24 protein-coding genes and 1 pseudogene are annotated in these 20,572 nt (G+C 38.4%); 4 read left to right on the top strand and 21 right to left on the bottom strand.

What is annotated here, in order from left to right:
- Positions 1-358: 358 nt before the first annotated feature.
- The 11 genes from PQ474_RS19710 to PQ474_RS19660 all read right to left on the bottom strand — a co-directional run bounded on the left by PQ474_RS19710 (position 359) and on the right by PQ474_RS19660 (position 10,376).
- A complete protein-coding gene (locus PQ474_RS19710) occupies positions 359-850 on the bottom strand; it encodes a YajQ family cyclic di-GMP-binding protein (protein ID WP_273847067.1) in 492 nt (163 codons plus the stop codon).
- Between the two features lie 447 nt (positions 851-1,297).
- Positions 1,298-2,146, bottom strand: coding sequence for a PHP domain-containing protein (locus tag PQ474_RS19705; RefSeq protein WP_273847064.1), 849 nt, complete (start codon positions 2,144-2,146; stop codon positions 1,298-1,300).
- A gap of 8 nt (positions 2,147-2,154) precedes the next feature.
- Complete coding sequence (locus PQ474_RS19700) at positions 2,155-2,643, bottom strand: DUF4352 domain-containing protein (protein ID WP_273847062.1); 489 nt, start codon at positions 2,641-2,643, stop codon at positions 2,155-2,157.
- A 103-nt stretch (positions 2,644-2,746) separates the two neighbouring features.
- Positions 2,747-3,595 (bottom strand): ammonia-dependent NAD(+) synthetase, encoded by an 849-nt coding sequence (gene nadE, locus PQ474_RS19695; protein ID WP_273847060.1) that lies wholly within the window; start codon positions 3,593-3,595, stop codon positions 2,747-2,749.
- Between the two features lie 31 nt (positions 3,596-3,626).
- On the bottom strand, positions 3,627-3,938 hold the full coding sequence (locus PQ474_RS19690; RefSeq protein ID WP_273847058.1) for a hypothetical protein: 312 nt from the start codon (positions 3,936-3,938) through the stop codon (positions 3,627-3,629).
- A gap of 157 nt (positions 3,939-4,095) precedes the next feature.
- Complete coding sequence (gene tlp, locus PQ474_RS19685) at positions 4,096-4,332, bottom strand: small acid-soluble spore protein Tlp (protein ID WP_273847057.1); 237 nt, start codon at positions 4,330-4,332, stop codon at positions 4,096-4,098.
- Between the two features lie 62 nt (positions 4,333-4,394).
- On the bottom strand, positions 4,395-4,826 hold the full coding sequence (locus PQ474_RS19680; RefSeq protein WP_273847054.1) for an acyl-CoA thioesterase: 432 nt from the start codon (positions 4,824-4,826) through the stop codon (positions 4,395-4,397).
- An 11-nt stretch (positions 4,827-4,837) separates the two neighbouring features.
- Entirely contained in the window at positions 4,838-7,171 is a 2,334-nt protein-coding gene (locus PQ474_RS19675) for an AAA family ATPase (protein WP_273847051.1), read from the bottom strand.
- Positions 7,172-7,215: 44 nt separating this feature from the next.
- The gene (locus PQ474_RS19670; RefSeq protein ID WP_273847049.1) at positions 7,216-8,145 is read right to left on the bottom strand and encodes a DMT family transporter; all 930 of its coding nucleotides are present in this window, start codon (positions 8,143-8,145) and stop codon (positions 7,216-7,218) included.
- 63 nt (positions 8,146-8,208) lie between these two features.
- On the bottom strand, positions 8,209-9,810 hold the full coding sequence (locus tag PQ474_RS19665) for a copper resistance D family protein (RefSeq protein ID WP_273847048.1): 1,602 nt from the start codon (positions 9,808-9,810) through the stop codon (positions 8,209-8,211).
- Positions 9,810-10,376, bottom strand: coding sequence for a copper resistance CopC family protein (locus PQ474_RS19660; protein ID WP_273847046.1), 567 nt, complete (start codon positions 10,374-10,376; stop codon positions 9,810-9,812). The genes PQ474_RS19665 and PQ474_RS19660 overlap by 1 nt, the downstream gene beginning before the upstream one ends.
- Before the next feature lie 163 nt (positions 10,377-10,539).
- Here PQ474_RS19660 and PQ474_RS19655 point away from each other — a divergent pair, with 163 nt between their 5' ends.
- Positions 10,540-11,181, top strand: coding sequence for a TVP38/TMEM64 family protein (locus PQ474_RS19655; protein ID WP_273847045.1), 642 nt, complete (start codon positions 10,540-10,542; stop codon positions 11,179-11,181).
- 24 nt (positions 11,182-11,205) lie between these two features.
- On the opposite strand, the gene PQ474_RS19650 is transcribed toward PQ474_RS19655, so the two are convergent.
- The 6 genes from PQ474_RS19650 to acnA form a co-directional block, all read right to left on the bottom strand.
- Entirely contained in the window at positions 11,206-11,664 is a 459-nt protein-coding gene (locus PQ474_RS19650) for a VanZ family protein (protein ID WP_273847043.1), read from the bottom strand.
- A gap of 187 nt (positions 11,665-11,851) precedes the next feature.
- Positions 11,852-11,998, bottom strand: coding sequence for an acid-soluble spore protein N (locus PQ474_RS19645; protein WP_273847040.1), 147 nt, complete (start codon positions 11,996-11,998; stop codon positions 11,852-11,854).
- Positions 11,999-12,045: 47 nt separating this feature from the next.
- On the bottom strand, positions 12,046-12,186 hold the full coding sequence (locus PQ474_RS19640; RefSeq protein ID WP_273847038.1) for an FbpB family small basic protein: 141 nt from the start codon (positions 12,184-12,186) through the stop codon (positions 12,046-12,048).
- Positions 12,187-12,243: 57 nt separating this feature from the next.
- Positions 12,244-12,945, bottom strand: a complete 702-nt coding sequence (locus PQ474_RS19635; protein ID WP_273847035.1) for a DUF421 domain-containing protein — start codon at positions 12,943-12,945, stop codon at positions 12,244-12,246.
- Positions 12,946-13,023: 78 nt separating this feature from the next.
- Positions 13,024-13,167, bottom strand: coding sequence for a hypothetical protein (locus PQ474_RS19630; RefSeq protein WP_227936062.1), 144 nt, complete (start codon positions 13,165-13,167; stop codon positions 13,024-13,026).
- 163 nt (positions 13,168-13,330) lie between these two features.
- The gene (gene acnA / locus PQ474_RS19625; RefSeq protein WP_273847032.1) at positions 13,331-16,048 is read right to left on the bottom strand and encodes an aconitate hydratase AcnA; all 2,718 of its coding nucleotides are present in this window, start codon (positions 16,046-16,048) and stop codon (positions 13,331-13,333) included.
- 285 nt (positions 16,049-16,333) lie between these two features.
- On the opposite strand from acnA, the gene sspO reads away from it, so the two are divergent.
- Entirely contained in the window at positions 16,334-16,465 is a 132-nt protein-coding gene (gene sspO / locus PQ474_RS19620) for a small acid-soluble spore protein O (RefSeq protein ID WP_273847030.1), read from the top strand.
- A gap of 59 nt (positions 16,466-16,524) precedes the next feature.
- Here the strand turns inward: sspO and PQ474_RS19615 are convergent, their stop codons facing one another.
- Entirely contained in the window at positions 16,525-16,650 is a 126-nt protein-coding gene (locus tag PQ474_RS19615) for a hypothetical protein (RefSeq protein ID WP_273847028.1), read from the bottom strand.
- A gap of 109 nt (positions 16,651-16,759) precedes the next feature.
- On the opposite strand from PQ474_RS19615, the gene PQ474_RS19610 reads away from it, so the two are divergent.
- On the top strand, positions 16,760-16,897 hold the full coding sequence (locus PQ474_RS19610) for a small acid-soluble spore protein P (protein WP_273847026.1): 138 nt from the start codon (positions 16,760-16,762) through the stop codon (positions 16,895-16,897).
- 259 nt (positions 16,898-17,156) lie between these two features.
- Here the strand turns inward: PQ474_RS19610 and PQ474_RS19605 are convergent, their stop codons facing one another.
- From PQ474_RS19605 to PQ474_RS26425, 3 genes and pseudogenes are all read right to left on the bottom strand, one after another.
- The gene (locus PQ474_RS19605; protein WP_273847024.1) at positions 17,157-17,648 is read right to left on the bottom strand and encodes an acyl-CoA thioesterase; all 492 of its coding nucleotides are present in this window, start codon (positions 17,646-17,648) and stop codon (positions 17,157-17,159) included.
- A 3-nt stretch (positions 17,649-17,651) separates the two neighbouring features.
- Positions 17,652-19,058, bottom strand: coding sequence for an L-seryl-tRNA(Sec) selenium transferase (gene selA / locus PQ474_RS19600; protein WP_273847022.1), 1,407 nt, complete (start codon positions 19,056-19,058; stop codon positions 17,652-17,654).
- An 87-nt stretch (positions 19,059-19,145) separates the two neighbouring features.
- A pseudogene (locus PQ474_RS26425) lies at positions 19,146-19,337 on the bottom strand (Rdx family protein); the annotation flags it as partial.
- Between the two features lie 177 nt (positions 19,338-19,514).
- On the opposite strand from PQ474_RS26425, the gene selD reads away from it, so the two are divergent.
- Positions 19,515-20,564, top strand: coding sequence for a selenide, water dikinase SelD (selD, locus tag PQ474_RS19595; protein WP_390186786.1), 1,050 nt, complete (start codon positions 19,515-19,517; stop codon positions 20,562-20,564).
- Positions 20,565-20,572: the final 8 nt, after the last annotated feature.

The following is a 20,572-nucleotide window of genomic DNA, read 5'->3' as shown; positions in this document are numbered from 1 at the left end:
TACTAACAACCCTATCTCATCGTAATGATGTAGGGTACGAACATAAATAAGAGAAGATCCGACGCGACCAGCGTTGGATCTTCTCTTATTTTTTGCTATAAGATAACTGGACTATGACTTGCTAACATTTCATCATATAACCGTGATTTTTAAGAAAAAACTTGTTTTAGTCTATTGATTATTTCAAGCTTATCATTATTCTTTGCAAAATCGTAACTTTGATAAGATTCGTACATTTGATTATAAGCAATTTTACTTTATGCACCACTTACGCCAACTTATTCGTCAATTTCAAAAGCAAGTATTTCCGCTTTTTTAAATCTTATTAAATGTCGCATGTAATATGTATAGCTAAACCTTAACGATAATTAATAAACTGAACATCAATCGACAAGTTCGCTCCTCTTATCGCAGCTATTATCGCCTGTAGGTCATCTCTATTCTTACCAGTCACACGAACTTGGTCGTCTTGGATTTGGCTTTTTACTTTTACTCCGCTATTTTTAATAATAGTGTTAATCTTTTTCGCGTTTTCTTTATCAATGCCTTGAATTAATTTAGCACGTTGGCGTACTGTTCCGCCTGATGCCCCTTCAATTTTTCCATAGTCTAAGTTTTTAATGGATACATCCCGTTTAATTAGTTTACTAATTAACACATCTTTCAACTGCTCCAATTTATACTCATCATCAGAAACTAATACAAGCTCTTCGTTATCGAACGTAATGGTACTTTTACTCCCTTTAAAATCATAGCGCGTCGTGATTTCTTTCGTAGCCATCGTAACAGCATTTGTTACTTCTGACATATCAATCTTTGATACTATATCAAATGAACTCTCTTTTGCCATTTATAACCCTCCATTTTTTGATTTCTTTTTATTATAGGTAAAAAAGACGAACGCTTCAACTAATCCCGTTAACCTAATACGCTACCTTACCAAAACAACGTCTCGCACCTATCTATTCTCTACTCTTTAAACAAAAGTAATGACTTTACCTTCATTATTGATGATTCTTGTGCTCTAAACCTTTAACCAATTTTATAAACCAGAATAAAAAAATCCACGGTAAAATGAATGTTGTAATCCACTCAAACGCCAAAATAATAGTACTAGATTGGTAGCCAAAATACTGCAAAAAAAAACAAAAGTACGATGAAAAATAGGCCTGCTATAATTATTAAAGCTATAACTCACCTCCCATATGCACTAATCAAATAGTAACATAAACAAATGGAAAAAATCCCCTTTGAAAATAATTATATAAAAATGCTCAGTCCTAAGACTAAGCATCACTCAACTCTCTAACAATTGATTCGCCAACTGATTGGAAACTCTCGTGACCCCTAATGGTTCTCGAACTCGTCCATAATCTTCGTGGTGAAAATCGGAGCCTCCTGTTCGATACAAAGTTCTTCCTAACTCCTTTTCAATAGAATCAGCGATCGTTTCATAACGTTTCACCGCTTCTTCATTATGATCACGATGATAGACCTCGATTCCATCAAGACCCCAATCCTTTACCCAATTTATTAACTCATCATCCACGTCATAATAGTCAGGGTGTGCAACAATCGCAATCCCGTTTGTTTGGTGAACCCAGTTAATCGCTTCTTCAACAGACATTTCTTGTGATTTTTCTACATACCCAGGTTTTCCTTCAGCTAAGTAAAGTTCAAAGGCTTCTGCGACATCTTTTACGTAACCGGCTTCTATTAAAGCCTTTGCCACATGAGGTCGGCCAATACTGCCTCCATCTGTATGCTTTAACACCTGGTCAGGTTTAATCTTTAAATCTATACGATCTAGTTTTTCAATAATTGTATCTAAACGGTCTCTCCGAAGTTGTTTTTGCTTTTTAAGCATGACTTGTAATTTTTCATTTTTATAATCAAATTGATAACCTAAAATATGTACACTCTTTCCTTTGTATTTCGTTGAAAATTCAATACCTGGAATAACCTGAATCCCCAGTTTCTCGCCGCTTAGAATCGCTTCTTCGATTCCATCAACACTATCATGATCTGTTAGTGAAACGATCTCAAGTTGAACCTCATTGCACTTTTTCATTAATTCAGACGGTGAATAACCACCGTCTGATGCAGTAGAGTGCATATGAAGATCACTGTTCTTATTTTCAGTCATTTAACTTCTCATCCCTTATCTACTGATACTTGCCACGTAACTTGTCCTGTCCTCAGATGATCTGTATACACAAGCTCATATTCTGTTCCAATAGGAACAACGAAAGCTATTTCACCACGGTTTGTTCTCCCTGGATGAAGTTGCCCTCCGAGAATCCCTTTTGTTACAATCGATGTGTTCATTCCGTGAGCAAAACCATCTTCATCCACTAACGTGAGCTTATATGAAGAGAACTCATATACCGTTTCTCTCATGTTTTCAATTCCTATATCAACAATCAACACTTGATTTCCTTCTTCTTCCATAACGGACTCCACACGAACTCCGTTTAGGGTCATTTCAATCCCATTTATTTCACGAACTTCATCATTTGTTAAATTCTTTACTACTGTTTTTGCTTGAGAAGTCTCTGTTTCAAAATAATGAGAAACAGTGTATCCAGCAAGAACAATCAAACATATGCTTAAACCTACTAATATAACCAATTTCCCTTTCATCATACTCTCTCCTTAACCAGTGATAAGCCCTGTATTTTTATGAGCATACTTAGAAGACACTCGAATTAAGTTATGATGCTAGCAGGCTGTTTAGAACTAAAAATTATTTCCACCAAGAATCATAAATCGTAACAGGGGTTTGTCGTTTGTGCTCTGTATTAACATATCGCGATTCAATCTTCTCTGCAATCGCAGGGTCAACGTTTTTTCCTTCAAGATAATCATCTAGTTGCTCATACGTCATGCCTAATGCGACTTCATCTGGCAAACCAGGCTTGCTATCTTCCAAATCAGCTGTTGGGACTTTTGTGTAAAGGTGTTCAGGTGCACCAAGTTCCATAAGCAAAGATTTTCCTTGCCTTTTAGTTAATCCAAATAAAGGAGCTAAATCACATGCCCCGTCTCCATGCTTAGTAAAAAAGCCCGTAATTGCTTCAGCTGCATGATCTGTTCCAATAACAAGACAGCCAAAATGTGCCGCTAAATCATATTGAGCCTTCATACGTTCCCGAGCTTTCGTATTTCCTTTATTAAAATCAGATAGTTGCTCTCCATCTGTTGCTTCACAAAATGCCTCAACAGATGCATCAACAGCTCCCTTAATGTTTACCGTTATTGCTCGTGTTGGTTCAATAAATCGAATCGCATCTTGAGCATCTGCTTCATCTTTTTGCTCACCATATGGCAACCTCACAGCATAAAATGAAAACGTCTTTTCATGGTTTTCCTCATTTAATTCATTAACAGCTGTCTGTGCCAACTTTCCAGCCAATGTAGAATCTTGTCCACCAGATATGCCTAATACGTACCCATTCGCACTAGTATGTAGTAAATAGTTTTTTAGAAAATCAACACGTTGACGAATTTCCTGTTTAGGATCAACAGATGATTTCGTATTTAGATCTGAGATAATAGAATTTTGATTTGTTAACAATGTTATTTCCTCCCTCATATTCAATATCCTTATTATAACAAGAAAAAGGTTATCCGTGGAAGCGACGAACTAGATTCGTAAGTTGCTCCAATTTCCCTTCCTTCGTTAAAATGTTCTCCTGCCATTCTCCAAGCAGGTCAAAATGAGGATACCCCTTTCTTTCATGAATCCATTCAGGCTTCAAGCCATATTTCTGTCCCCACCTGACTAACTTATCCCGATCAGAACAGGCAACTTTTGTAACCGTCGTACAATCCGGGAAACGCTCATCGAGCCAGTAATGAGTTAAAAAGGCAATGTCTCCTTGTTCGGCCACTGCCTTCCACTCGTTTAGCATCGACTTATTTATACCAAATGCCATTCCAATCCCCCGCCAATTTTCATTTGTTCGATTATAGCATAGGTTGTCGCTTATTTAAATTTACTGGCCTATACCTAAGTGGTCTCTTTCTCCTTAACCATTTCTTAAAAAGTATAAACTAAAAGCTGTTGAGATTTTAACTCTCAACAGCTTTCGTTTATTTTTCGTCTTGATAACCATTTTTACGAGCTTGCATTTCATCAGCAATCTCAGCTTCAAACCCGCGAATGCTTTCAACACGCTGTTTGTTCTTTTGCTTTATTTGTTGCTTTTGTTCATCTTTCATGTTCGTATGAGCTAATGATTCCTCTGCAGCTTCAATGTTATGTTCCGTGTTCTCTTTCATTTGTTGTAGCTTTTCTACATTGTCATTACGATTATCTGGCTTTGCCATCTCCATTACCCCTTTGTAAAAAATTCGCTTACGCAAACTTAGTATGGTTAACGAATCAGGGGTTATTCGCAAAAAATATTTTTCTTTATTTCTTCATATTTTTGGAACCACTCAGGGAAAGCCTTCTTAAATGCAGTCGGTTTAAATGTTTCTTTTTTCACAATGATATGAGTTGTTGTTCCTTCTACACAAATTTCATCTAGATGATTGATGATTTGGTAGCCGTACACCGTTTTAATTCCATCATTTAATTCAACCCATGTTTTTACAAAAGCCGATTCGCCATAACGAACTGGTTTTCTGTAAGTGGCTTGTACATCATAAACGGGCGCATAATATCCTGCATTTTCCATCTCTATATAACTATAACCCACATCTTCAATAAACCCACCTCGGCCTAGCTCAAAATATTTCAAATAGTTTGCGTGGTAGATGACACCCATCATATCTGTATCTGCATATAAAATTTGAATCTCTCTTGTTGAAATGATCATATTTACCCCCCTTAGCTTTTTTTTGTATCTAATTCCTGAATATCTTCATTTTCAATCATAACTAATTGTTCAGGTCCTACTTCTTTGTATTTAGCTAAGCGAAATGCTTGAATTTGAATGAGTTCGTCAAAGAGGTCCACTGCAAAACGTCCATTCGCCTTATGACCTGATTCTGAGATCCCTTGCATTAATCCCTCTTTTGCTTCAGGTGTAAACCGATATCCTGATTGATCTGCTCGCTTATCGATTATTTCAATTAGTTCTTGCTTCGAGTAATCTTCAAATTGAATATGTTTTTTAAAACGCGAGTGAAGTCCAGGATTGCTATTAAGTAATTCATTCATTTCTTTACTATATCCCGCTAAAATAACAACCAAATTTTCTTCATGTTCAGTCATTTGTTGTACGAGTGTATCAATAACTTCCTTTCCAAAATCTCCTACACCGCTAGATAATAGGGAATACGCCTCATCAATGAACAAGACTCCACCTAAAGCATCCTTCACTTTTTCCTTTGTTTTCTGTGCGGTTTGACCAACGTACCCAGCTACTAAATCTGCCCTACTAACAACAACTAAGTGCCCTCTTTTTAACAAGCCAATCTCTTTTAAAGACTTTGCATACAACTTAGCCACCGTTGTCTTGCCAGTGCCTGGGTTTCCTGTAAAAACAGAGTGGACTTGGATGGGAAGTGTTTGTAACCCGTTCTCTCGCCGTAATTGCTGAATCCATATGAATGAAGTAAGTTGAGAAATTTGTTCCTTTACTTGTTCAAGACCAATCAAACTAGCCAGTTCACTTCTAGCCGTTTTTTCTTCTATTAGTTGATTCGTTTCTTTAAAATCATTTGCTTCTAATAAAACAAAATCATCAGCTTCGGCATCTTTAAGTGACATTCGTGCCCCTTTTTGAAAAATAGCATCAAGAATGATGTTCTTTGCTGCACGTGCATTTCCAAACGACTGGTCAACCTTCGCATCGTCAATTCGCTTCAAAAATTCTACTTTTGCATCTGTAGTTAATAAATAATCATTTTCAAGCGCAACTAATTCACCGATTTCAAGTAATTCTTCAACAGAATAGTTGTTCATTTCAATATGATTCTGTTCGGGAAAACGACTTCTAAGTCCAGGGTTCGCTCGTAAAAAAGTACTCATTTCTTCTGGATAGCCAGCGAGAATTACGGCAAAGGTACCCGCATGCTGACCACTGGTCATCGCTGAAACAAGTGTGTCAATGACAGTTTGACCATAGTCATTGCCTGCCTCACCAGCCCTCCGTAAACTATAGGCTTCATCAATGAACAAGACTCCACCTTTTGCTCGTTCAATCGCCTTTAACGTATTTTCTTCTGTTTGACCAACGAAAGCACCTACTAGCTGCGACCGGTCTACCTCATAAACTTCATCCCGTACTAACAAACCCAATTCAAAATATATCTTTGCCATTAAGCGTGCGAGATGTGTTTTTCCAGTACCGGGATTCCCCTTTAAAATCATATGTAATGCAATGCCATCTTTCGTATGAAAACCCTGTTTAACTCGTTCTTGTTGATAATGAAGAAACTGATAAAGCTTCTCTATTCTAGCCTTTACCTTTTCAAGACCGACCATGCTTTGTAATTCATCTATAGCCGAAGCACTTTCACTCTTCGCAAAAGTAGAAAAAACCTCCAGGTTCCATCTCTTCATTAATTGCTCGATCAGCCTCGTCGATTTCGCAATTTCCTGGAACTGGGATGCTGAATAATACACGCCTGTTAATGAACGGGCATATTCCTTTGTGGCACTTAGAATGGTTTTGAATGGTTCCTGAAATTGTTCCATTAAGCTTGATACCGTCTCAATGGTTTGGCACTGAACAGGATCTTCGATATACGGAAGTGATAATTCTACAGCTCTCCAGAGGTTTTCATATGTGTGCACAAAATCAAAAAATTGTTCAGCGATTTGTTCATACTTACTAGCCGTTTTCTTTTTCTCTGAACCATGGTCCGTTTCACGAATTGGAGGAAATTTATCCGGGATTGGAATTTGCTTAAGAACATGAATAAACTGCTCGACTTTCAATTGATGAGCTAGAGCATTAGAAGGGTCTAATTGTAACGCCTCATTTAACCATCGTTCTACTAAATGATCGACTTTATTGACTCTTTCCAACCGCGCTTTTGCAAGCATAGATAACAGCATCGGTTTATACGACACGATCTCATTATCCAGGTCTTCCCTTTGCTCTAACTGTGCGAGACATTCCCACGCCTTGCCTTCTTGGAAACATTCCTCTTTAGCCGCAACCTTTCGCAACCATAATTCAATATTCTCAACTGTCCATTTTTCTTGTAACATACTGACCCCCCTTTCCAACGATCACGTTCCTCATTCTACCATGCTTACCCTGTCTTGGCATGCGCAGTCGCTAAATCTTTTTGACGCTTTACGGTTGTGCCAACATAGACCCCAGTAACAACAAAAATAGCTCCAACCATCGTTGTAAACGTTAGCGTTTCACCTAGAAAAATCGTTGCCATTACTACAGCAGAAACCGGCATCACATTAATAAAAATCGATGCCTTTGCCACTCCAATTTTTTGTATCCCATAATAATAAAGAATAAATCCAATAACAGTCACAAATACACTCATATGAGCGATTGCTAACCATGCTGGTAGTGTACTAGACCCAAAGTTCTCCCACGGCTTCTCATATAGTGAAAACGGCAATAAGAAAAGTGTTCCAAAGCCTACTGCGTATGTGGTCGATACAATCGAGCTAAATTTTTGTAAAACTGCACGACCTATTACACTATACAATGCCCAAGAAACAAGTGCTCCAAGTAAAATGAAGTCAATTAGCTCAAATTGAAGTGTAAATAACACCATCATATTCCCTTCAGTTATGATGGTCACAGCACCAGAAAAAGCAAGTAAAAGTCCAATAACATTTCTTTTTGTAATCGTTTCTTTAAGTAATAAACCCGATAAAAGCATGATTAACATCGGATTGGCTCCAATAAACAACGAACTTTTAATAACTGGTGCATATTTGCTCGCCAAAAAGAAACAGATGTTATAAATAGCAATACCGGTCAATCCTAAGAGCGCAAATAATGCCCAATCCTTTTTGGTGATTTTAGGGATATTCTTTTCTACTATCCACATAATCGGAAACAATAATAGCGCTGCACCCCAAAAACGTAAAAAAGAGATTGTTGCTGGATCGAAGCTCTCAATTGCAATCTTCCCCGCAATAAAAGCACTTCCCCACGTACTTGTAGCAAGAGTTAACATCCCATAAATCATCCATCGTTTTTTTCTGTCCACTTGAAACCCTCCTTTATATTTCGATTTACGAAATAGCTTCAAAAGAGAAGAGGAGTTTCTACCTTAATGGCAGTATACTCCTTCCTCCATTACATTTCTTGCATAGGTTTCTATGACCTGACCGCTGTCGGCAAGAAAATCAATCGGATGTTGATCAGCCCACTCCTCATGACTTGAGACGACATTAATAAATGTATGGTCTTCAAGCTGAGCAATGTAAGACCCGCCCTCGTAGTGAATCTGAACACGAGCAACATCAAATGGGTCACTAATCACCCCAAATGTAACATAGGTATATTCATAATCTTCATTATGCCAATTACCACTTTTCACACGAAATGTTCGAATTTTTTGTCGCTCATCAATCACTGCTGTACCGCCAATCGTCAGCATAGCAGCTGGTAATCTCATATAACCGCCTTCCACTTCTATCAGTTTTTCAGCGACTAGTTCAGCGGAGTCAATGGTATAAACGACATATACTTCTTCTTCTTGATAATCTGTTTTTAAAATGTCAATTTCTACTGATGAATCGTATGTTTGGTAGACGGCTTCATCAATCGTTCCATAAACCGTTTCGTCACGTTCACCTAACCCTATTTCAATACTGAACATTGCTCCAAAATAAACGACCAAGACACTAAAAAGAAATAAAACACTCGCTTTGATTAGTTGATGTGAACGTGTCAACGTCCACATGGCTGCGCTAAATAATGTAATAGCTATAACGGCCATACAAACACTGAAGACCGAGATGGGTAAATCGATCAAGCCACTCGTGGCTCCGATAAACAACTGCATCAACCACGAAATGTTTTCCGTTTGTAACGTTTGAGCCACCTCATGTGGAGGTGTTTGCTCTGTCATGACTGCTGATATAAAGAAAATCAATAAAGCGATAAATGATTCAATTCGAAACGAACGCTTCACCCTTTCCAATTTGAATTGATTATTTTGAAATCCTAGTAATAGATGGTGGAATCCAAATCCTAAAAGAGGAAAGAATAGTAAATGTTTAATAAATAATAGCTGTCCGTAACTAAGTAACCACGCTTGAACATAGTCGGGCACAATGACAGCCATTAGCATAAAACCAGAACCTACAATGGTCATTACTGATGCAACTGCAGTGACTGAAAACCACTGAAAAAAAGTCTTAGACTCCTTCCACTCTAGCGAGAACCAAGCAACTACTGATAGGGTCCCTAGCCAAACCGCGACTGCCAATAAATGAAGGAAATTGCCTAGAAAACCAAACCATCCAGCAACAGATGCTCCATGACTAGACCAACTTGCCATAAATATAAGGAGAACTATATGAGCAAGGGCAATCTCATTCATCCATCTCTGATTAGACTTTAGACAGATTAGCAATCCTATTACTAGAATGACTGCAACTAAAAATGCTTGCCCTGTAGAATAATCAAAAAAAACCATCCGGATAGATTGTAGTAATGGAACTGAAAATCCAGAATAAAGCGTCCATATGACTCGTACCACAGGGACTAATAATAAAATCGGGATCATTGTAATTAACCCTTTAATTAGTTGAACCGATATATGAATAGTTGGCCGTTTTCCCTCAGGTATATTTCTTAGTAATAGGTAGCCCGTTACTATAGAAAAACAAATATAGAGAATTAAGTTTGCTAATGATGACAACATTAACGAATCCTCTTAATCATATATTTCACTAAGAAAACCAACGCAATTGCTCCTGTAATAAGAATAGGTAGTATGAATCGACCTAGTGAAGGTTCTACCGTATCTTCTTCTACAACCGGTCTTTCTTCATATACATCTGTTTGTTCACTGTTCTCTTCAATATCAACTGGTTCTTCCTCTACATTTGAACCTTCTTCTATCGCATCTTCTAATTCGTATGCTAATACATCAAATGAAAAACTTCCTTCTGTTAGATGGGTATCTTCTCCAAGCGCCTTCCACTTCACCGTATAGCTTCCAGGTATCAACGGGGCTACTAAACCAATTTTTAGAACTGGACTTTCTACCTCAATTGACTCAATTGCAACCTCTTCACGCTTGTCATTATAAACGGTGGCTGTACTGACAGACTCAATTCCTGCATTAAAGGTAAGCACCATTTCATCAAGAGCTTCTTCGACTACAGCACCTTCAGCTGGGTTAGAATCAATTACATAAGAGTGCGCACCAACAGGTACGGGTAATAACAACAAAAATATCAATATAAAAGCTACATACTTATTCATCTGATCACCTTTTTCCTACCTATCCACTTTGTTTTATTATTTTAACAGATAACCCTATGTACGAAAAGTTTAACTCTCTATTTCTTCATAAAAGTGACGCAAAGTCGGTAGGACAACTTCGCAAATGTATGAGAGAATAATACTTGGAGAAAGGAAGGATCCAATGAAGAAAGGTCTAGTATTACTCAGTTACTTATTTATAGCTCTCTTTATGTATCTCTACGGAGAGTCCTTATTAAATTGGATACACCAAGGCGGTACTGATTATATGGTGGTAACTGCCACTTTAGCCACATTTTTTGCTTTATTTCCGATTATTCCATATCCAATCATTGGTGGTGTTCTCGGAGCCGCTTACGGACCCTTTTCAGGTAGTATGATCACATGGCTAGGCTCATCATTGGCCTCCATACTCATGTTTGCTTTTGTTCGTTATGGCTATCAGGATTGGGGCAAGAGATGGTTGTATAAATATGACCGACTTTCTAAAATCACAAAAATGTTTGAACAAAATGCGTTTATGACCATTTTTATCACACGACTGATTCCAGTCATTCCTTCAATCATTGTTAATATCTATTCGGCTTTAAGTCGCGTCTCTTTTATCCGCTACACCGTTGCCTCGTCACTCGGTAAAATTCCAGCAATGATTTTGTTTGCAACAGTTGGTAATTCAATCGTTAACAATCCACGAGATTTACTTTTTCTTTCGTTCTTTTACGGTGCCTTCTTATTAATTGTTTACTTGGCATACAAGCTGTTTAATCGTTACTTGTTGATAAACAACAAAGAGGGATCTCTTTAATGAGATCCCTCTTCTCGTTCGGTTCTATGTACGAATATATACGATTCGTTTTTTGGCCCAAAAACAAATAGAGAATAACATATATCCAATGACTGCACCGAGTGTATTTAAAATGACATCATCCACATTTGCTACTCGTTGAGTAAATAAAAATTGACTCATCTCAATCAAAAAAGACAGCGAAAAGCCAACTGCCATTATATAAGCAACCCGCCTTAATTTTACCCAAATTGACGGTATCAGAAAACCTAAAGGCATAAATAGAACCACATTGCCAAGCAGAATACGAATAGGGTCGTTTATAGTTGGACTAAACACCGCTATCCGGTAAATACTGCGAAAAGGAATAAGGTTATAATTTCTCCCACCTGGACCAACTGGGCCAAGTGAAGCTCCGTAATTCCAAGCTAATAAAGTCACATAAAATAACGCAATTAAGTAAGTCACAAACAAAGCTCTTCGGAATAATTGTCGATGTCCCATGTTCCCCTACCTCCTCATGCATGACATCATCTTTCTTTATTATTCCGTTTATCTCCATGCATGACAAGCATTTTATATCGACAACTTTTTATAAAATGTTCCATTTTCTAATGATAGCGTTTTTATAAAATCTCGAAAAATACAAGTAAGCCCTGAAGCACGTTTTACTTCAGGGCTTTAGATTTAATTAACCTTTAGGAGGTACGTAATCAGGTTGTTCGTTACTTTTTTGTGCCATTTTCTTTCCGTTATTAGCCTTTGATTTGACTGGCTGTGTCCCAAGGTGGTCCGGACGGAATTGAGCGAAATTTGACTTTGTGCTGTTGCTTTTCATAAGTAACCCCTCCCTAATAATAGGTTACCTCTAAAAAGCATTCTTATTCACATTTCCACTCTGTTTACAGACGACCTTCTTTGTTCCCACCGTTCTTCTAGTCGATCTAGGGCTTCTTTATCATTCATTAACTTTTCTCTGTTTTCTTTAACTAATTCCTCAAATGATAATTTTCTGACTCTTCTCATGACAAAACACTCCTTTACTTTTAAACCATTTTGGTCATAAAGAAGTGTTTTTATACATTATTTAGGACTTACGTAAATTTGACCTGATTCATCAATGGTCATAACAAAAATTTCCTTTGGGTTTGCAAACCCCTTTATTTGAATCTGTTCTCTTAACCAATCGAGCGTACCAAACTTTTTTACGTTTGCTTCTATGATTCGACCATCTTCAATTAATACAGATGTATAGCCTTTTGATGGTACATTTTTTTCTAAATCATTTAATGTTACACTCTCATAATTGGATTTTTTTATTACACTGATAGCACCATTCATCTCTAAGATGGCATAATCCACTTCCGATAAATCATATGCATTATTTTGTCTAAGGTCCATAAGAAAAGCTTCGAGTGTAATCTTTGCTTTCCTTAATTCTTTATGCAAAATTTTACCATGTTTCATTAAAATAATGGGTTCATCCTCAATTACTCGACGAAAACGAGGGGTTTTTAAAGCTATAACAGATAAAGAATAATGAAGTGCCGCTGTCATTGCTGCTGCTGCTGCTGGACCTGCTAATGGTAATTCTCCATCTGTTAATGGTTCTCCGAGAATATCGCCAATAACTACACCAAAAATAAAATCAAGCGCATCAATGGAACTCATCGAGCGTTGCCCTAACACTTTAACAATTAGAAAAATATAAAGGTAGACAATGACTGCTCGAATCATATACCCATAAACAGGTAAACCTTCAGCACCTTGCCAGAAATCAAACAAGTTGATCCCTCCGTTCTGCCTTCTTCTCAAACAATTAACCAAGTCTAAATAAATTAGACCTGGTCTTTTGCACTTTTTTTATGAATGTTGGTTTCGGTTCATCTTTTCAGCTTCGCGCTCTGCGTATGATTCAAATCCAGTCTCTGGATGATTATCTTTACCTTGTTTTTTGGCATTGTTATTTCTTTGAGCATTCGCATTCCCTTTTTTCTGTCTTCCCATTTAAAGTCCTCCTTTTCCTTTTTAATCTGTTTTAGGATGTGCAACTTTTATTTCAATATAAGTTTTTATTACAAATAAATTCGGTATGTGAAATTTATCGAAACATTTGATAGTAAAACACAAAAAAACCTTCATCCTAATAAGGATGAAGGCCTTACTTAACTTATTTATTAGCAAGTTTGTTACGAAGTACCATTTGTAAGATACCACCGTGACGGTAGTAGTCCATTTCCACTTCACTATCAAAGCGAACAAGAACTTCAAATTTCGTTTGCTTGCCATCTTTATCTGTTGCTGTAACTTCAACCATTTCACGAGGTTGAACATCATTTGTAATCGCAACAGAGAATGACTCTTCTCCAGTTAATCCAAGTGTTTCAGCGCTATCGCCATCCTTGAATTGAAGTGGAAGAACACCCATAAGAACAAGGTTACTACGGTGGATACGCTCATAGCTTTCTGCGATAACTGTTTTAATGCCAAGAAGGTTCGTACCTTTGGCAGCCCAGTCACGTGAGCTTCCCATACCGTAATCTTTACCAGCTAAAATAGCTAGGCCAGTTTCTTGCTCTTTGTACTTCATTGCAGCATCGTAAATTGACATAACTTCGCCTGTAGGCCAGTAAGTTGTGAATCCACCTTCTGTACCTGGAGCAATTTGGTTACGGATACGAATATTTGCAAACGTACCTCGCATCATTACTTCGTGGTTACCACGACGAGAACCGTATGAGTTAAAGTCTTTTGGCTCTACTCCTTTAGAGATTAAGTATTTACCTGCAGGAGTGTCTTTACCGATTGCACCAGCTGGTGAAATATGGTCAGTCGTAACCGTGTCACCAAACTTACCAATTACGCGAAGCTCAGATAATGGCTTGATATCTTCCGGATCTGGAGATAAGTTCTCAAAGAAAGTAGGGTTTGCAATGTAAGTTGATTCAGAATCCCACTTATAAAGAGCATCGTCCGTTGTTTCAATTTCGTTCCAACGTGGGTTGCTACTGAATACATTTTCGTATTCACGACGGAACAACTCAGGTGTTACAGTTTCAGAAACAACTTTAGAAATTTCATCTGCAGTTGGCCAGATATCAGCAAAGAATACATCCTTACCGTCTTTATCTTGACCGATTGGATCATTTTGAAGATCAATATCCACAGTACCAGCAAGAGAGTAAGCAACTACTAACGGTGGTGATGCTAGATAGTTTGCTTTCACTAATGGGTGAATACGTCCTTCAAAGTTACGGTTACCGGAAAGAACTGAAGTTACGGTTAAATCGTTAGCAGCAATTGCTTCTTCAATTTCATCTTCTAGAGGACCTGAGTTACCGATACATGTTGTACAGCCGTAACCAACTAAGTTGTAACCAAGCTTCTCTAAGTATGGAAGAAGGCCAGAATCAGTAAGGTAACCCGTAACAACTTTTGAACCTGGAGCTAAAGATGTCTTAACGAATTCAGGTACTTCAAGTCCTAATTCAACTGCTTTTTTCGCAACAAGACCAGCACCAATTAAAACGTACGGGTTTGATGTGTTTGTACAGCTTGTAATAGCTGCAATTGCAATTGAACCAGTTTCCATAACTGTTTCGCGACCATCTTTAAAGTTAACTGTTACTTTCTTATCAAATTCCGCTTCAGTAAGACCTAGACCTTGAGTTCCCTGTGGTGCAAGAACTGCGTCACGGAATGATTTTTGCATATCTGAAAGGCGAACTAAATCTTGTGGACGTTTAGGACCAGATAGGTTTGCTTCGATTTCGCTAAGGTCTACTTCAACTGTATCCGTGTAAGTCGGATCAGGTGTTTCACCAGCTACGTAGAACAATCCATTTGCTCGGCAATAAGCTTCTACAAGTTTAATTTGCTCTTCAGAACGACCCGTTAAACGCATGTAGTTAAGTGCCTCAACATCAACTGGGAAGAAACCACATGTTGCGCCGTATTCTGGAGCCATGTTTGAGATCGTTGCACGGTCAGCAAGTGGCATTTCTGCAAGCCCAGGACCAAAGAACTCAACAAATTTACCAACTACTTTTTTCTCACGTAGAACTTGCGTTACTTTTAATGCGATGTCAGTAGCCGTTGTTCCGCTTGGAAGTGAACCAGTAAGTTTCACACCAATTACTTCTGGTACAGGGAAGTAAGAAGGTTGTCCAAGCATTCCAGCTTCTGCTTCAATACCACCTACACCCCATCCAAGAACACCAATACCGTTGATCATTGTTGTATGTGAGTCAGTACCAACTAATGTATCAGGGAAAGCAACTGTTTCGCCTTCTTGCTCAACTGCGTGAACAACATTAGCAATATGCTCTAAGTTAACTTGGTGAACGATACCTGTTGCTGGTGGAACAGCGCGGTAGTTATCGAACGCTTTCTTTGCCCAGCTAAGGAATTGATAACGCTCTTCGTTACGTTGGAATTCTAAGTTCATGTTGAAATCTAATGAGTCCATTGTACCCGCTTTATCAACTTGTACAGAGTGGTCAATAACTAGATCAACAGGGATTTCAGGATTAATTTGATCCGGGTTTCCACCAAGGTCAGCCATTGCTTTACGTAATGAAGCAAGGTCAACTACTGCAGGAACTCCAGTGAAATCTTGAAGAATAACACGAGATGGTTTAAATGGAACATCGATTTCTTTTAGTTCATCTGTTCCCCACTTCGCTAAGTTTTCCACATGTTCTTCTTTGATGACGTAACCATCATATTGACGAAGAACGGATTCTAGTAACACCTTAATTGAATATGGTAGTTTTGATACATTACCTAATCCTGCATCCTCTAAAGCCTTTAAAGAGTAATAGTTAATTGTTTTCCCATCCAGAGAAAAGGATGAACGTGCCTTAAATACATCGTTTTTCTTTGACATATGTAAACCCTCCTTCACAAGACTAATGATACCTTAAACTGTCGAAATTGTCTAAACAGACCGACTAGCCCGTCGATCTCCGCCATTCTAGAAAGCGCTTAAATCATCGACAAAAACAGTCCCTTTAATAGAATATCAAAAGTTATGTAAAGAATAAATATATTTTTTTATTCCTTTCGATAAACTTTTCGTAAATATGATCGTAATCACTGCAACAACAGCTTATTTAAATTTTGCATAATCCGAGTAATTGGGACAAAAAGTATGAAATGGGAGGTGTTAATGATGGCAAAACAAAGATCACACGAAAAAGATAAGCGAGTTTTAGAAGGTGAGCAATTCCAAGAAGGAACGGTTAATGAACCATTAACGGAAATGGAACGTCAGCATAATAAAAAAACAAAAAAACGTCAGTAACGAAACAGAGAGGATACGGAGCAAGGGATCATCCTATTTATTCCGTACCCTCTCATTTATCATTTAGACCTTTCCTTTGCTTGCGGGTCCGCCTCATGAAAATTAATATTCCCTACAGCTTTTCGAGCTTCCTCAACTGCTTGTCTGGCTACTTGAATGGACTTCTTTTTATCAGAACTTGGCACTACGTCCCCCCCTTGTATAAGCGCCATTTCATCATGTGTTTCACGACTTGAAATATGCGTATACTCCCTGTATTTACTGCCATACTACAAGCGAGGAGGGATGGCTAAAATGACTGAACATAATACATCCAAAGACCAACGCAGAAACCAACCAAAAAATGCACAATCAGGACAACCAGAACCTTTAAGTGGGTCTAAAAAAGTGAAAAAACGCAACCAAGTGGGGCAAACAGACGGAGAAGGATAACTTTTAGCCTTCAATGAGGATTTAATGCAACCGCAGTGGACGACGTCCAATTCGGTTGCATCTCTTTACTTCGATCTCTTTTAACTATTTTTTGGCGCCCAAACCTTGAATTTAACGCATAACTAGGTAAATCCATTTAGATTGGGATTTCTTAGCTAAGAAGTTAACATATTCGTGAATCCTTATTAGTACGCAGAGTCCTAATTTTAAAAACGACCACTTCACAATAAAAAAGAACAAAATTAGGCGAATTTTTAACTTACTTGTTACGTTCCCTTTCCACACGTTGATCTCTTCTTTTCTTTCTTTGTTGAAAACGTTCCTCCGCACCTTCAAAATGCCATACTTCATCTTCTGTTTCTGGAATCACTGGTGGGACTGCCGTTGGTTTCCCTTGATTATCAAGGGCAACGAAGGTTAAATACGAAGTAGCAGTTAAACGATGTTCTCCAGTCAGAAGGTCTTCCGCTTCTACCTTCACAAAAATCTCCATCGACGTCTTTCGAGTGTATGAAACATACCCCTCCACACAAATGGCTTCGCCAGTTCTTATAGGAGAAATAAAATCTAGACTATCACTTGACGCAGTGACCACCATTGTTCGCGCATGTCTCATTGCTGCAATGCTCGCAACTTTATCAATGTAAGCCATGACGTTCCCCCCGAAAATAGTTCCGTGATAATTCGTGTCCGGAGGTAGAACAAGGTCTGTTAAAACAGTCCTTGATTCCGATGCTTTTTTTCCAATCATCCTTTATCTCATCTCCTGTTCAAGTTCTTGAAGTCTCTTATGTAAGTCACTAAACTCACTTTCTTCAATGGTTCGAAAATCAAGAGCGATTTTCTCATCAATGATCCGTGAAACAACGGCAGGTACACCAATTCTTAATTTTTCATGCATCGTTTGTGCTTTTATTTTAGAATTGGATAGCAATAAAATTTTAGTATCTAGCTCAACTTCCGGCATCGTTCCCCCACCTACTTGAGATACCTCATCTCTTAGCTCAGTCACCCAAACTGGAGATAATGGAGCAAGAAAATTTTCTATTTTATGTTTGATTTCCTCTTTTGATAAAAGAATAGCACGTAAGGTCGGGAGCTTCTCTCTCACAGTTTCCTCATTCACGTATTCTTTTAATGTTGCCTCTAGTGCAGCTAACGTCATTTTATCAACGCGTAACACCCGAGCTAACTGATGCTTTTTCAAACGGTCAATCCATTTTTTCTTCCCTGCAATAATGCCAGCTTGTGGTCCACCTAAAAGTTTATCCCCACTAAACGTGACAAGATCCGCACCATTTTGCAGTGCTTCAGAAACAGTTGGCTCTTGACCAATGCCATCCCTTTTCAGATCATAAATCGCCCCACTACCTAGATCCTCATATAGAATGATCTCTTGTTCGTTCCCTAATGGTTTTAACTCAGAAATTGAAACGTCTTTAGTAAAACCAATGATTTTAAAGTTACTAGTATGGACTTTCATAATCATAGCCGTTTCTTCGGTAATCGCTTGCTCGTAATCATAAAAATGGGTCTTATTCGTTGTCCCTACTTCTTTTAATTTCGCACCGCTCTCTTCCATAATTGACGAAACACGAAAGGAACCCCCGATCTCGACTAATTCTCCGCGCGAAACAATCACTTCTTTTTGCTTAGCCAAAGCTTTTAAAACGAGATAAACGGCCGCAGCGTTGTTATTCACAACCATAGCCGCTTCTGCTCCCGTGGTCTCCTTCACTAGCTCTTCAATCAGTTCATGACGTGAGCCTCTTTTGCCTTGTTCTAAATGATATTCTAAATTTGAATAGGAATAGGCCGTCTCCGTTGCTTGTTGGATTGCTTTTTCACCTAGCCTTGCTCGCCCCAAATTCGTGTGTAACACGGTGCCTGTGCCATTAATAACTCGTCTCAACTTGTACGTGCAGTGATGGCTAATACGCTCTGATACGGTTGAAAAAATGGCCTCCTCCATGCCAACTACTTTTAAGTTATCTAAATCAATCATTTGCGTAAGGATTCCCTGCCTAATATCAGAAACCGCCTCTTGCAACCACTCCGTCAGCTTGTCCAATGAAACCTGTTTTTGCTCTAGTAAATTTATAAATCGTTGATCCTGCTTTAACTCATGAATTGCAGGTAGTTGTCTTAATACATGATTCACTTGCTTGACCACCCTTCTATTCATAAAGAGGGTGATGTAACCTGACCTAGCTTGTTACGAAGCTAGGCCAGCAATAAGTCACCCTCATTATCCATTCATTTGTTCCATTTTCGAAATCAGACTTTTAGAACTAGGGAATTTCCCTGTTTCTTTTTTCGAATAAATCTTCTCACCATTGACAGTAACTTCAAATACGCCACCCTTACTCGTAACAAGGGTTACTTCTTTCACTTTCCCGCGAAAGTGATCGAGTATCTCATCCGTGACACTCACGGCTTTTGGAGCGTAGTTTCACATCATGCAAAATTCAACAGATACTTTATATTCCATGGCAAATCAATCTCCTTTACAAGGTTTTCACTTATATTGTAGGATAAGACCAGGCATGATGCAAAAAATTTGTATCAATAGGCAAACTATAGATGTTCGCTATGTAAGAAATAGGAGGTGTCCGTGTTGGACAAAAAAGAAGAAATTCGCTTGACTTCATTCTCAACAAAAGCTGGTTGAGGATGCAAAATTGGTCCTGAAGACCTGGCGCAAGTTTTGCGTCACTTACCTAAACAAAATCATGATCCCAACTTACTTGTAGGATTAGATACATCAGATGATGCAGGTGCTTATCGTCTGACTGATGACATAGCTATGATTCAAACTGTTGATTATTTCACTCCTGTTGTTGATAATGCTTATATGTTCGGTCAAATTGCCGCTGCTAACGCCCTAAGCGATGTGTATGCAATGGGCGGAAAGCCAACAACTGTCATGAATATTGTAGGTTTTCCCATTAAAAAGTTACCTCCAGAAATTCTAGCTGATATTTTACGAGGAGCTGCTGACAAAACAAAAGAAGCCGGTGCTATTATCGTTGGCGGTCACTCCATTGATGACCAAGAACCTAAGTTCGGTTTATCTGTTACAGGACTTGCTCATCCAGATCGAATCTTTAAAAACGTTGGAGCAAAGCCAGGTGACCTGCTTGTTCTAACGAAGCCGATTGGTGTTGGAATTTTAACAACTGGAATTAAGCGAGAAGCTGTAACACCAGAACAAGAGCAAGCTGTTACTGAAACTATGGCTCTTTTAAATAAACAAGCCGCTGAAAAACTGGAGGGTTTACATCCAACTGCAGTGACTGATGTAACAGGATTTGGCCTGCTTGGTCATAGTTATGAAATGGCTAAAGGAAGCGACGTTACTTTTGAAATTCAAATGAATAACGTACCGATGCTTGATGGTACCCGTGAATTAGCTGAACAAGGCATTGTTCCAGGAGGTTCGAAAGCGAACGAACGTTGGCTTGATGGTTGTGTGGATTATGCCGAGGCGATTACGGACGTTGAGAAAAGCATCTTATGTGATGCGATTACATCAGGTGGTCTACTTGTCAGCCTACCGCCTGATGAGGCCAATCAATATGTTGCTTCGATGCATCAAGTTAGTGCTCACGCAACGATTATTGGAAGTGTAAGTGAAAAATTAGACAAGCCAATCGTTGTAAAATAAAAAACCGC

The organism is Halalkalibacter alkalisediminis (assembly GCF_028610705.1).
Taxonomy (GTDB): Bacteria; Bacillota; Bacilli; order Bacillales; family Bacillaceae_D; genus Halalkalibacter; species Halalkalibacter alkalisediminis.
This window is presented reverse-complemented; position numbering and strand designations above follow the sequence as displayed.

Coding starts and splice junctions, on each gene's coding strand:
- PQ474_RS19710 (WP_273847067.1), bottom strand. CDS start 850: ATGGCAAAAGAGAGTTCATTTGATATAGTATCAAAGATTGATATGTCA.
- PQ474_RS19675 (WP_273847051.1), bottom strand. CDS start 7,171: ATGTTACAAGAAAAATGGACAGTTGAGAATATTGAATTATGGTTGCGA.
- PQ474_RS19650 (WP_273847043.1), bottom strand. CDS start 11,664: ATGGGACATCGACAATTATTCCGAAGAGCTTTGTTTGTGACTTACTTA.
- PQ474_RS19660 (WP_273847046.1), bottom strand. CDS start 10,376: ATGAATAAGTATGTAGCTTTTATATTGATATTTTTGTTGTTATTACCC.
- PQ474_RS19610 (WP_273847026.1), top strand. CDS start 16,760: ATGACTGAACATAATACATCCAAAGACCAACGCAGAAACCAACCAAAA.
- PQ474_RS19640 (WP_273847038.1), bottom strand. CDS start 12,186: ATGAGAAGAGTCAGAAAATTATCATTTGAGGAATTAGTTAAAGAAAAC.
- acnA (WP_273847032.1), bottom strand. CDS start 16,048: ATGTCAAAGAAAAACGATGTATTTAAGGCACGTTCATCCTTTTCTCTG.
- PQ474_RS19690 (WP_273847058.1), bottom strand. CDS start 3,938: ATGGCATTTGGTATAAATAAGTCGATGCTAAACGAGTGGAAGGCAGTG.
- PQ474_RS19630 (WP_227936062.1), bottom strand. CDS start 13,167: ATGGGAAGACAGAAAAAAGGGAATGCGAATGCTCAAAGAAATAACAAT.
- PQ474_RS19705 (WP_273847064.1), bottom strand. CDS start 2,146: ATGACTGAAAATAAGAACAGTGATCTTCATATGCACTCTACTGCATCA.
- PQ474_RS19665 (WP_273847048.1), bottom strand. CDS start 9,810: ATGTTGTCATCATTAGCAAACTTAATTCTCTATATTTGTTTTTCTATA.
- PQ474_RS19645 (WP_273847040.1), bottom strand. CDS start 11,998: ATGAAAAGCAACAGCACAAAGTCAAATTTCGCTCAATTCCGTCCGGAC.
- PQ474_RS19680 (WP_273847054.1), bottom strand. CDS start 4,826: ATGATCATTTCAACAAGAGAGATTCAAATTTTATATGCAGATACAGAT.
- tlp (WP_273847057.1), bottom strand. CDS start 4,332: ATGGCAAAGCCAGATAATCGTAATGACAATGTAGAAAAGCTACAACAA.
- PQ474_RS19605 (WP_273847024.1), bottom strand. CDS start 17,648: ATGATTGGAAAAAAAGCATCGGAATCAAGGACTGTTTTAACAGACCTT.
- PQ474_RS19700 (WP_273847062.1), bottom strand. CDS start 2,643: ATGAAAGGGAAATTGGTTATATTAGTAGGTTTAAGCATATGTTTGATT.
- PQ474_RS19655 (WP_273847045.1), top strand. CDS start 10,540: ATGAAGAAAGGTCTAGTATTACTCAGTTACTTATTTATAGCTCTCTTT.
- sspO (WP_273847030.1), top strand. CDS start 16,334: ATGGCAAAACAAAGATCACACGAAAAAGATAAGCGAGTTTTAGAAGGT.
- nadE (WP_273847060.1), bottom strand. CDS start 3,595: ATGAGGGAGGAAATAACATTGTTAACAAATCAAAATTCTATTATCTCA.